Source organism: Aquirufa sp. (assembly GCF_044239315.1).
Lineage (GTDB): Bacteria > Bacteroidota > Bacteroidia > Cytophagales > Spirosomataceae > Aquirufa.
In genome coordinates this window covers 28588-40765 of record NZ_JBIIBQ010000017.1, presented here as the reverse complement: position 1 = coordinate 40765, position 12178 = coordinate 28588, and the positions used below count along the sequence as shown (strand labels likewise).

Genomic DNA, 12178 nt, shown 5'->3' with positions numbered 1-12178 from the left:
AATATTTACTCTACTTTGTTGGTAGATTAAGTAAAGTCTATTAGCTTTGTAGGGATTTAGAAAAACGATGCCTCCTAAAAGAAATTTTCCGAGTATTTTTAATGCCATCCAAACCATCTGGATGCGGGATCGCAGCATCACCGAAGTGATCATTCACATCAGTAATGCACTTGCGTTGATGATCGTGGGGCATCTATTATTCTCTTACCTAACCGCTGAAAAAGTCATTGCCGTTTTTAATACGGTGGATTCCTCGATTTTATATTATGTTTTGGGTGGTTTCATCGCCCAAATGATTGATGGCGCACTGGGCATGGCTTACGGTGTAACAGCCACCACTTTTTTATTATCGGTGGGCATCACCCCAGCCGCGGCTTCAGCCAGTGTTCACGCTTCAGAGGTATTTACTTCTGGTGTTTCAGGTTATATGCACTTGAAATTTGGCAATGTGAATTCCAAATTGTTTAAAACCTTAGTCATCCCTGGCGTCATAGGGGCCATTTTAGGGGCCTATTTACTATCGAGTTTAGAGCAATACGCCGGATATATTAAACCTATTGTTTCCGTCTATACCTTATTCCTAGGAGCTATCATTATCCGAAAAGCGATCATTAAACGCCAAGAAAAGAAACAATTGAAAAGAGTAGGCTGGTTAGCCTTATTCGGCGGATATTTAGATTCCATAGGTGGCGGCGGCTGGGGACCCATCGTTTCCTCTACCCTCATCGCATCTGGACGTCATCCGAAATATACGATCGGCAGTGTGAACTTGACCGAATTCTTCGTTTCTCTGGCGTCCTCTTTAACCTTTTTCGCGGTGATCGGTCTAGGTTATTTACATGTCATCATCGGTTTAATTCTAGGTGGCGTTATTGCAGCTCCTATCGCAGCACGATTAGCGAATAAGTTACCGGTAAAATCCATGATGATTCTCGTGGGTATCGTCATCATCATCGTCAGTCTACGTCAGATTATCTTAGGGGTTCCAAAATTTTTGTAGATATTTGCAGTCAATTGTCATAACAGGCTAATGATTGTCAATACACAAACGCTACTAGAAAAGTTTTTATCCTCCACTGGCGTATCTACCGATACCCGAAAAATCCAAGCAGGGAATTTATTTTTTGCCTTAAAGGGACCTAATTTCAATGCCAATGCGATGGCGGATGAGGCTCTGGAAAAGGGTGCTCAATATGCGATTATCGATGATGCGGATTATTTAGCAGGAGAACGAACGCTTCTAGTGGAAGATGGTCTGTTAGCATTGCAATCTTTAGCTACAGCTTATCGACAGACATTAACGATACCCATCGTAGGACTTACTGGATCTAATGGCAAGACCACGACGAAAGAATTAATCTTCTCTGTATTATCCCAAAAATACCATTGCTTTGCCACCTCAGGCAACCTGAATAACCACATTGGTGTTCCCCTTTCGGTACTTTCAATCAAAAAAGAACATGAAATAGCGGTCATCGAAATGGGCGCTAATAAGCAAGGGGATATCAAAGAATTAGTGGATATCGCACAGCCGACTCATGGTTTGATCACGAATATCGGGAAAGCGCACTTGGAAGGATTTGGAGGAATTGAAGGGGTTAGAAAAGGGAAAGGTGAACTTTTTGATTTTTTAAAAGCATCTGGAGGGATTACATTTCTTCCACAACAGGCTAGCGCAGTGACAGAAATGTACCTGGAAAGAGGAATGAATAAGTCGGTATATGTCAACGAGGCTCTTCCTACGACTTTAGTAGAAGCAAAACCGATGGTTCGCTATGCCCTAGCCACTGGAGAAGTAATCGATTCCCACTTGCCGGGCATCTATAACTTCGAAAATATCCAATTAGCCATTGCCGTAGGTAAATACTTCGACTTAAGCGATACGCAATGCACTACAGGAATCAGTACCTATATCCCCAATAATCACCGTTCGCAATTCATCAAAATAGGATCAAACCAAGTTTTGATGGATGCCTATAATGCGAATCCATCGTCTATGTCAGCGGCTATTTCTCATTTCGCTGAAACGGAAGGTGCTCCCAAAATTGTTATTTTAGGAGATATGTTTGAATTAGGGGATTCTTCCGCTTCAGAACATGCGGATCTTGGCCAATTAATTGCGCCACTAGGCTTCGAAAAGGTCTTACTAGTGGGTTCGCACATGCAGCATGCCTTACCTCATTTACCTGCAGCTTATTATTTCCCTGATAAATTTGGCCTACATACTTGGCTTCAAGATCATCCTATAACAGATAGCTTTCTTTTAGTTAAAGGTTCTAGAGGAATTCAACTAGAAAGTGTTTTGGCATTTCTAGAAAATTCCAAATAATTGCATTAAATTTGCACTTTATTAAGAAAATACCTTTCAAAAAATACAAACAATGGCATCACAATCGGGTACATATGTACCATTCAAAGTTAAAGACATTGCATTAGCGGACTGGGGTCGCAAAGAAATTCAATTAGCAGAAGCAGAAATGCCAGGTTTGATGGCATTACGTACCGAATTCGGTGCAGCTCAACCTTTAAAGGGTGCACGTATCGCAGGATGTCTTCACATGACAATCCAAACAGCGGTTTTAATCGAAACATTAACAGCTTTAGGAGCTGACGTTACTTGGTCATCTTGTAACATCTTCTCTACACAAGATCACGCAGCAGCGGCTATCGCAGCAGCGGGTATTCCAGTTTATGCTTGGAAAGGCATGAACGAAGAGGAATTCAACTGGTGTATTGAGCAGACTTTATTCTTTGGAGAAGATCGTCAACCATTGAACATGATCTTAGATGATGGTGGTGATTTAACGAATATGGTTTTTGATGAGTATCCTGAGTTAATCGAAGGCATCAAAGGCTTATCAGAAGAAACTACGACGGGTGTTCACCGTTTATACGAGCGTATGAAGAATGGCACGTTATTCTTGCCAGCTATCAACGTGAATGACTCGGTAACGAAGTCTAAATTTGATAACAAATACGGTTGCAAAGAGTCATTAGTAGATGCGATTCGTCGCGCGACTGACTTAATGTTAGCGGGTAAAGTAGCGGTAGTAGCTGGTTATGGTGATGTAGGAAAAGGTTCTGCTGATTCATTACGTGGTGCTGGTTGCCGTGTATTAGTGACTGAAATCGATCCAATCTGTGCTTTACAAGCAGCGATGGATGGCTACGAAGTAGTTCCAATGGATGAGGCAGCGACTCGCGCAAACATCTTTGTAACAGCGACTGGTAACGTGAAAATTATCCGTGACCGTCACTTCAAAGCGATGAAGGACAAAGCAATCGTTTGTAACATCGGTCACTTCGATAACGAAATCGATATGGAGTGGTTAAATGGAAATTACGGTTCGACTAAGGATCAAATCAAGCCACAAGTAGATATGTACACGATCGATGGCAAAAACGTAATCGTTTTAGCAGAAGGTCGTTTAGTAAACTTAGGTTGCGCGATGGGTCACCCATCATTCGTGATGTCGAACTCGTTCTGTAACCAAACGTTAGCACAATTAGAGCTTTGGGCTAACTCAGCTAACTACGAGAACAAAGTTTACATTCTTCCTAAGCACTTGGATGAGAAAGTAGCGTTCTTACACTTAGCGCACATCGGAGCTAAATTAGAGAAGTTAGAGAAAGAGCAGGCGGATTATATTGGTGTAAATCAAGCAGGTCCATTCAAGCCAGAGCACTACAGATACTAGGATTAATTTCCTTTTTTTTAAAAGCAGCGACTCTTCGAGTCGCGGCTTTTTGCTTTTATTATAATAGGCGGCTAAATGTAAAATAAATGCCAGCGAGCATCTGCATTTTTCCATCAAAAGCCGTATTTTTGCACAAATAATAGCAAAGAACATATGAAATTTGGCGTAGTCGTATTCCCTGGATCCAATTGTGACGATGATACAGTAGGAGTTATTCAAAGTTTAGGTCACGAGGCCGTTAAACTTTGGCACAAAGAAACTGATCTACAAAACTGCGATTTCATTATCATTCCGGGCGGTTTTTCTTATGGAGATTACTTACGTTCTGGTGCTATTGCCCGCTTCTCTCCTATTATGGATCACGTTATTGAGCATGCCAAAAATGGCGGTTATTTAATGGGCATCTGCAATGGTTTTCAGGTATTAGTAGAAGCGCATTTATTACCGGGTATTTTACTAAGAAACAATTCTCAGAAATTCATTTCAAAGAATATCTACTTAAAGGCGGCAACAAACAATTCTTTATTAACACAAGAATTGGATACGAACAAAGCATACAAAATTCCTATCGCGCACGCAGAGGGCCGTTATTTTACAGATGAGAAGACATTGGCTTCTTTGAAGGCAAATGACCAGATCTTATTCTACTATTGCAATGAAAACGGTCAGGTAACGGAAGAGTCAAATCCAAACGGAAGTCTTTTGAATATTGCGGGTATTTGTAATGAAGGAAGAAACGTATTCGGAATGATGCCTCACCCAGAAAGAGCAGCTGATTCAGATTTGAACAATACAGATGGATTGGAAATTATGAAACAATTAATATTGCAAACAGTCTAAACAAAATTAAAAAAGGCCTATCGACAGAGAGGCCTTTTTTAATGCAAATAGGTAGATTGATTAACGTAAATCGTTCACCTCTACACCTGGAAACGCTTTCTTATCAAAGGTGAAGAATTTGTCTTCAGCATTTGCCTTCGGATTTAATTTAGAAACTTTATAGTATTGTTTCTTACCCTCCTTATTGACGATCGTCCATTCGTTAATAGATTGGTCTTTCGTCTTGATCTTAAGGGTGATACTTTTAACCTGAGTCCCTTTAGCAACTGGCGCTAACTCTACCGTTGCGACTCCAGCAGATTCTCCCTTTAAAGAAACCTTATAAGCTTTCTTATCGAAGGTGTAGATCTTTGCTATATTCAAATCTCCTTCAGAGGGATCAAAGCTGGAAATGTTTACTTCGTTGATTTCCTTAATATAGGTTGCCACTTCTTTTCCATTATTGAAGATTTCTTGACCTGCCGTCTTTAAACGAAACTTTGTGCCTTTTACCGTAATGGAGCCGGACATGGTGGCAGCTCCTTCAGTTTGATACGTAAAATTAGCGGAGAAGGACCCCATGGCTTTATATTTCTTTTGCATCCCATCAATCAAGCTAATGGCCTTATTCGACTGAGCAAACACACTAAAACCAAGACAAATAAACAATAAGACTTTTTTCATATTACAGATTTTTCAAAATTTCTTCTAATTCAGTTTCTGACTTAACTAATACTTCTCTAGCCTTCGATCCACCAAAAGAACCAACAATTCCTGTCGCCTCTAATTGATCAATCAAACGACCTGCCCGGTTATAGCCTAATTTTAACTTACGCTGAATTAAAGAGGTACTACCTTGCTGGTGCATTACGACTAAGCGAGCTGCCTCATCAAAGAAAGAGTCTCTATCGCTTGGATCAAAATCACCGCGATCTTGTCCACCCATCTCCTCTGAATCGGGTTCAGGCAACAAATAAGCTGATGAATATCCCTGTTGGTTTCCGATGAAATCACAGATATCTTCTACCTCTGGGGTATCTACAAAGGCACATTGCAAACGAATCACTTCTGATCCCATCGATAACAACATATCCCCCATACCCACTAACTGATCTGCGCCACCGGCGTCGAGGATGGTGCGGGAGTCAATTTTAGACATTACTTTGAACGAAAGACGCGCTGGGAAGTTTGCTTTAATAGTACCGGTAATAACGTTCACCGAAGGCCTTTGAGTAGCCACAACTAAGTGAATACCGATGGCACGCGCTAATTGAGCCAAACGGGCAATCGGGTGTTCTACCTCTTTCCCAGCCGTTAACATTAAATCTGCTAACTCATCGATCACTAAAACGATGTACGGCATGAAGTCGTGCTCATTCGGATTCAAACGACGATTAATGAACTTCTGGTTATATTCCTTAATGTTACGGCAACCTGCGTCTTTTAACTTATCATAACGCAAATCCATCTCCTTACAAAGTGAATTAAGCGTATTAACCACTTTCTTGGTATCGGTAATAATGGCCTCCGCAGAATCTGGAAGACACGCTAAGAAGTGACGCTCCAATTTATTGAATAGCGATAATTCCACTTTCTTAGGATCGACCAAAACAAACTTTAAGGTCGCCGGATGCTTCTTATAAATCAATGAAGTCAAGAGCATATTTAATCCTACAGACTTTCCTTGACCCGTTGCACCGGCCATTAAGAGGTGAGGCATTTTGGCCAAATCAGCAACGAAAATTTCATTCGAAATCGTCTTTCCCAAGGTGATAGGAAGATCGTAGGTGGATTTTTGGAACTTCTCTGAACCGATCACGGCACGTACTGGAACCATTTCCCGGTTCTTATTTGCGACCTCGATACCGATGGTATCTTTTCCTGGCATTTGACCGATAATACGAACGCCCATCGCTGCCAATGAAAGAGATAAATCATCCTCTAACGAAGTGATTTTACTCACACGAACACCGGCTTTAGGAACAATCTCATACAAGGTAACGGTGGGTCCGATCGTCGCTTCGATCTTCTGAATTCCGATGCCGTAATTCAATAAAGTCTCCACAATCTTCTCCTTATTCGCCTTTAACTCATCCATCGTCACTTGTGATGTCTGATTCTTTTGGTCGTATTCCTTTAATAAATCAATCGTAGGGAACTGGTATTTAGGTAAATCGGCAGTAGGATCGTATAGGCCAAACTGCTCGACTAAATCATTCGCCTTCATCTCACGGGAGATAGGTGTAGGTTCTTCCTCGATCACCTCATCTGCCACATCAGCAACCTTATAGGTAAAATCTAAGTCATCCTCTTTCTTTTCTTCTACAAGTTCTTCAAACACTGCAAGCGGCTCAGTTGCAGGTTCAGGCTCTGGCGCAACTTCTTCCATAACCGGCGGAACAATCGGTCTAAATTCCTCTATATCATCATTGTCCACATGGATCGCAGGGCCATCTTCATCGATAAATAAACTCTCCTCTTCTACCTCTTCTTTTTCGTCTACTTCGGGTGCTACCACCTTCGCTTTCTTAGGGTTTAATTGGTAGAATAGGACCAAAAAGATAAATCCGCCAAACCCAATCACAAAAATGGATAGGTAGCCTAATAATTGATACAATTTCTCATTTATAAAGTAACCTACGCCTCCACCAATGGAATGCGGTAAATCTAACGAGAACACAAAAAATCCAGCTAACAAACTAATCCACAAAATGTAGAATAGTACCTGCCACGAAAGACGCTCTAGCGAGTATAGCTCTTTTTTAAACCCTACTTTAAGGGCAGATAAATAGAATAATGGAATCAGCAAAAAGGTCGACCATCCAAAAGTCTTGAACAAAAAGAAGTGCGCAATTTTAGCTCCTAAAAGACCCGCAAAGTTTTTAATGGGAATATCGGAACCTCTAATCGTGTCCACGACACCACGCTCTACCTCACTTTGGTCTGAAATACCTACAAAAAAACTAGATCCAAAAGAAACCAATAAAAGGGTGCCAATTAGAAATAAAAATGCGGCTATGATTAATTGAAATCGATATAGAACAGCGCCGTCCATTTTTCTTTTGGGCTTATCTTGCTCAAAATTAAGTTGTAAGGTGCTCGTAGGGTTACTAATCTTTTTTGCCATTGAAGGAACTAGGAGTTAATCTTATAAATTTCGCTTTTTTGATTCGATTTACAAAATCAAATTAAAGGCCAGCGGCTAAAATCTCTTGGTTAATTTCTTTTATTAAACCTGGACCTTCATAGATGAAGCCAGAATAAATTTGGACTAAGGAGGCCCCCGCTTTTAATTTCTCCACCGCATCTGCCCCAGAATGAATTCCACCCACCCCGATGATCGGGAATTGGCCATTTGATTTTTGATGCAAATAGGCAACTACCTCGGTAGATCGACGAGTCAAAGGCTTCCCGCTTAAACCTCCCATTTCTTCCTTATGAGCGGATTGCAAACCTTCACGAGATAAAGTCGTATTCGTTGCTATGACCCCTGCTAACTTTGTTTCTAACACAATTTCGATTACATCATCCAATTGATCATTACTCAAATCCGGAGCAATTTTCAATAAAATCGGCTTCTGTGCCGGCTTCGCAGCGTTTAAATCTTGTAAAGTCTGCAACAATTGCTTCAATGGCTCTTTTTCTTGAAGTGCTCTCAAATTAGGCGTATTAGGAGAACTTACATTGACCACGAAATAATCCACCACCTCATACAAGGCCTCAAACCCTTGGCAATAATCATCATCTGCTAACTCATTAGGAGTCACTTTGTTCTTGCCTAAATTCCCTCCCACAATCACTTTAGACGTACGTTTAGCTAAACGTGACTTCATTGCCGCTAATCCCTCATTATTAAAACCCATTCGGTTAATAATACCTTCATCTTCAATTAGGCGAAATAAACGGGGCTTGGGATTTCCATCTTGCGGCTTAGGTGTTACGGTGCCTACTTCAATAAAGCCAAATCCGAGTTCAGCAAATTCATCTACCAATAAGGCATCTTTATCAAAGCCCGCCGCTAAACCCACCGGATTAGGGAAATGTAGACCAAAAACCGTCCGTTCTAAGCGTTTGTCTTCTACCTGAAATAAAGCTTTAAAGAGGGAGGACATCCCCGGAATGCGCAAAGTGAAACGAATTAAATCAGCTGCCACATAATGCGCACGCTCTGGATTGAACAAAAAGAAAAGAGGTTTTATGAAAATTTGATAAAACATGTGGATTTTTTGAGCGAAATAATAGACAAAAATACAAAAAAGGATGGGTCGATGCCTTACTCTGAAAAAAAAACCTAATTTTAAGATAATAAGCATTTTTGATCAAATTTATAGCCTATGTTAAGTCGAGTAGCCAATTCCATTTATTGGATGAACAGGTACATCGAGAGAGCTGACAATTACGCCCGCTTCATCTCGGTGAATTTCAATCTTGCTTTAGATTTACCACCTAACGTTCCCGAGCAATGGGAGCCTTTAATTGTGGCCACCGCTGATCATTATAATTTCTTTGAGCATTACGCAGAAGCAAATCGGGAGAACGTCTTGTACTTCATGACTTTCGATGTTAACAATCCGAATTCTATACTTTCGTGTCTTTTTTCTGCTCGAGAAAATGCACGAACGATACGCGAAAGTATTTCCAAAGAAATGTGGGAATATGTCAACCAAATCTATTGGAAAGTAAAGGACCGCGTAGAGGGCAGTAAAAGCTGGGAATTAGCTCGCTACCAAGGATTTTTGGAGGAAATCAAATCAGGAAGTCAATTGTTTTATGGAATTGTAGATTCGACGATTACACGCGGTGAAGGCTGGCATTTTGGGCAATTAGGTAAATTATTGGAGCGGGCAGACAAGACGACTCGATTCCTAGACGTTAAATATTTCACATTACTTCCTAATGTAGATTCTGTGGGTTCTCCCCTGGATCTATTGCTATGGTCATCCGTTTTGAAATCAGTTTCAGCCTATAACATGTTCCGTCAGCAGTATAAAGTGGTTAATCCCACCAATATTGTGGAATTTTTAATTTTAGATAAAGGTTTCCCGCGTTCGGTGGTTCATTGTTTAACCGAAGCAGAACAATCGCTTTATGCTATTTCGGGCACCTCTTTTGATCACGGCTATTCGAATCTGGCAGAGAAAAAACTTTCTAAAATTCTTTCTGAAGTGCAATTCACAGAAATCGATGATATTTTAACTACCGGATTACATCAGTTTTTAGATGCTTTCCAAACCTCGAATAACGACATCGGACAGACCATTCATAACACCTATTTTGACCTGAAGCCGGTCAATTAAACCCATCTTTTCAAATAAATAGTGTAATATTGCGCTCCCAATTGCCACCCATCATCGTATGACATTTTGTTTAGGAATTACCGTTAAAGAAGGCATTATTGCCATTGCAGATACCCGAATCACAGCGGGTAACGAAGTATATTCGAATAAAAAAATCTCCATTCACGAGATTAACCAACATTCTCTTTTTATCATGACGGCTGGATTGCGTTCAGTTCGTGATAAAGCGGTTACCTATTTTAATCAAGCCATCGAGGACGAGGAGGAAAGCTATGATTATATGTTTCAGGCTGCGACCTCTTTTGGGACTAAACTAAAACAGGTAGCAGCAGAGGATCGGGAAACTTTAGAAAAAGAAGGCTACGCTTTTAATTTACATGCCATTGTAGGAGGACAAATGCCAAAAGATGCAGAACACAAGCTATTTCTCATCTTCCCTGAAGGCAATTGGATCGAGATTAATGATGGACTAAAATACCAGATCATTGGTAATTCAAACTACGGAAAACCTCTGTTAAATAGAAATTTGACTCATGAAACCTCTTTAAAAGAGGCCTTAAAAATGGGTTTCCTATCTTTCGATGCTACGCAAGTGAGTGCGAACGATGTAGACTATCCCATCGATGTAGTGGTTTATGAGAAAGGCAGCTTCAAGGCGAAAGAGATAAGATTGTATAAAGAAGATATGGAAGCCATTTCAGATGACTGGAATGAAGCCTTGCGTCAATCTTTAGCGAGAATAGATGAAGGTTGGATGAAAGATTTAATCTCCCCCTCGAAATGATCGCTCGCATAAATCACCACCTACGATATGATTACAGTGAATCGGTCACTTTGGACCCTCACGTATTGTATTTACATCCGCGTAAAAGTGCCCTTTTAACTGTTCAGGATTTTCAATTAACTATCCAACCAAGCCCAGTTCAAATTTCCAAAAACCTGGATCCAGAAGGAAATATTCAAAATATTTTATTTTTCAAAGAGCCTACCTCTTTTTTATCCATTGAGGTAAATGCCGTAGTGGAAACGACTGAATTCAACCCATTTGACTTCGTCTACTTCCCCTTTGAAAGCAAAACATTACCTATTACGTATTCAAATTCCTATCAAAAGACCTTAAGCCCCTATTTAGGTTTGGAAGGTGTAACACCTACGGTAGAACAAATGGCTCGCCAGATAGCATCAGGTGTCCGTTACAGCACATCAGACTATCTTTCTGCATTGAATGAGTTCATATTTTCTAATTTTGCCTATGAGATTCGTGAGGAAGGAAATCCGAACACTCCGGAATTTACCCTGATTAATCGGAAGGGTTCATGTCGTGATTATGCTGTGCTTTTCTCTGCTTTATGTAGAGCAATGGGATTAGCCACACGATTTGTATCTGGCTATTACATAGGGATAGCACCGGTAGACATGCCTAATCAAACACATCAGTTGCATGCGTGGGTAGAGGTTTATTTACCCGGAGGTGGCTGGAGAGGCTACGATCCCACCCAGCACGAAGTAGTTTCAGGAAATCACATCCCGTTAGCCGCGTCTTGTTTGCCGGAGGAAATCACACCTGTCCATGGATCATATCGTGGCGCCGCAAGTTCGCTACTAACAACAAACGTATTTATTGAAAGAATCTAGCCGACTAATAATTGGGCCAAAAGATAATCTGCAATCAAAATCGCAATACACGAATTAGTTACTGCAGCGGTACTTGCCGTACCTACTTCATAAGCCCCACCTTTCGTATAGAATCCTTTAAAGGCGGAAATCGTTACGATTAAAAAGGCGAACACCACTGATTTTGTCAAAGCAAAAATCATGTAGTTGCCTTTGAATTGAAATTGAAGTCCTTTAATGTATTCTTGTGGAGAGATAGCTCCTGTTAACCATCCCGCTAAATAACCGCCATAAATGGCCAGAAAACAGGCTAAAGTCACTAACATAGGGAAAGTGATAACAGCGGCAATAATTTTAGGCAAAACTAAATAAGAACGCGAGTTAATCCCCATCACCTCTAATGCATCGATTTGTTCAGTTATACGCATCGTTCCTAACTGACCAGCGATATTCGAACCTATTTTACCAGCTAAAACCACGCAAGTAATCGTGGGTCCCATCTCTAAAATGGTCGAATCTCGTACGATTAAGCTGATAATGTATTGGGGAACGAAAGGATTATCCATATTTGCCGCTGTCTGAACACAAGTCACAGCACCAAGGAAAGAGGATACAATCGCTACAATTAAGACTGAATTAATTCCGATGTCTACACATTCTTGAAATGTCAAGGCGAGATAAACCCGAAATTTTTCTGGATTTGTGAAAAGCTTACCCAGGAAGATTAAATATTTGCCTAATTTTGACATC

11 protein-coding genes are annotated in these 12178 nt (G+C 40.6%); 7 read left to right on the top strand and 4 right to left on the bottom strand.

The features are described from left to right. Window positions 1-67 precede the first annotated feature (67 nt). The 4 genes from ACILP5_RS07655 (at window position 68) to purQ (ending at window position 4538) form a co-directional block, all read left to right on the top strand. Complete coding sequence (locus ACILP5_RS07655; protein WP_395618070.1) at window positions 68-1000, top strand: sulfite exporter TauE/SafE family protein; 933 nt, start codon at window positions 68-70, stop codon at window positions 998-1000. A 30-nt stretch (window positions 1001-1030) separates the two neighbouring features. Beyond that, entirely contained in the window at window positions 1031-2329 is a 1299-nt protein-coding gene (murF, locus tag ACILP5_RS07650) for a UDP-N-acetylmuramoyl-tripeptide--D-alanyl-D-alanine ligase (protein ID WP_395618069.1), read from the top strand. Window positions 2330-2381: 52 nt separating this feature from the next. Next, window positions 2382-3698, top strand: coding sequence for an adenosylhomocysteinase (gene ahcY / locus ACILP5_RS07645; RefSeq protein WP_395618068.1), 1317 nt, complete (start codon window positions 2382-2384; stop codon window positions 3696-3698). A 153-nt stretch (window positions 3699-3851) separates the two neighbouring features. Next, the gene (gene purQ, locus ACILP5_RS07640; protein ID WP_395618067.1) at window positions 3852-4538 is read left to right on the top strand and encodes a phosphoribosylformylglycinamidine synthase I; all 687 of its coding nucleotides are present in this window, start codon (window positions 3852-3854) and stop codon (window positions 4536-4538) included. Between the two features lie 60 nt (window positions 4539-4598). Here purQ and ACILP5_RS07635 read toward each other — a convergent pair whose 3' ends face one another. The 3 genes from ACILP5_RS07635 to ACILP5_RS07625 form a co-directional block, all read right to left on the bottom strand. Then, window positions 4599-5201, bottom strand: coding sequence for an outer membrane lipoprotein carrier protein LolA (locus ACILP5_RS07635; RefSeq protein WP_395618066.1), 603 nt, complete (start codon window positions 5199-5201; stop codon window positions 4599-4601). A 1-nt stretch (window position 5202) separates the two neighbouring features. Then, the gene (locus tag ACILP5_RS07630) at window positions 5203-7644 is read right to left on the bottom strand and encodes a DNA translocase FtsK 4TM domain-containing protein (protein WP_395618065.1); all 2442 of its coding nucleotides are present in this window, start codon (window positions 7642-7644) and stop codon (window positions 5203-5205) included. A gap of 61 nt (window positions 7645-7705) precedes the next feature. Continuing rightward, the gene (locus ACILP5_RS07625; protein ID WP_395618064.1) at window positions 7706-8734 is read right to left on the bottom strand and encodes a quinone-dependent dihydroorotate dehydrogenase; all 1029 of its coding nucleotides are present in this window, start codon (window positions 8732-8734) and stop codon (window positions 7706-7708) included. Between the two features lie 117 nt (window positions 8735-8851). Between ACILP5_RS07625 and ACILP5_RS07620 the strand changes: the two genes are divergently transcribed. The 3 genes from ACILP5_RS07620 to ACILP5_RS07610 are packed head-to-tail and all read left to right on the top strand — an operon-like array spanning window position 8852 to window position 11449. Next, on the top strand, window positions 8852-9814 hold the full coding sequence (locus tag ACILP5_RS07620) for an alpha-E domain-containing protein (RefSeq protein WP_395618063.1): 963 nt from the start codon (window positions 8852-8854) through the stop codon (window positions 9812-9814). Between the two features lie 58 nt (window positions 9815-9872). Further along, window positions 9873-10598 carry a peptidase gene (locus tag ACILP5_RS07615; RefSeq protein ID WP_395618062.1) on the top strand — a complete coding sequence of 242 codons (726 nt, stop codon included), beginning with the start codon at window positions 9873-9875 and terminating at the stop codon, window positions 10596-10598. Continuing rightward, window positions 10595-11449: a transglutaminase domain-containing protein gene (locus ACILP5_RS07610; protein ID WP_395618061.1), complete on the top strand. Its 855-nt coding sequence runs from the start codon at window positions 10595-10597 to the stop codon at window positions 11447-11449. The genes ACILP5_RS07615 and ACILP5_RS07610 overlap by 4 nt, the downstream gene beginning before the upstream one ends. On the opposite strand, the gene ACILP5_RS07605 is transcribed toward ACILP5_RS07610, so the two are convergent. Beyond that, complete coding sequence (locus ACILP5_RS07605; RefSeq protein ID WP_395618060.1) at window positions 11446-12177, bottom strand: MlaE family ABC transporter permease; 732 nt, start codon at window positions 12175-12177, stop codon at window positions 11446-11448. The genes ACILP5_RS07610 and ACILP5_RS07605 overlap by 4 nt on opposite strands. Window position 12178 lies beyond the last annotated feature (1 nt).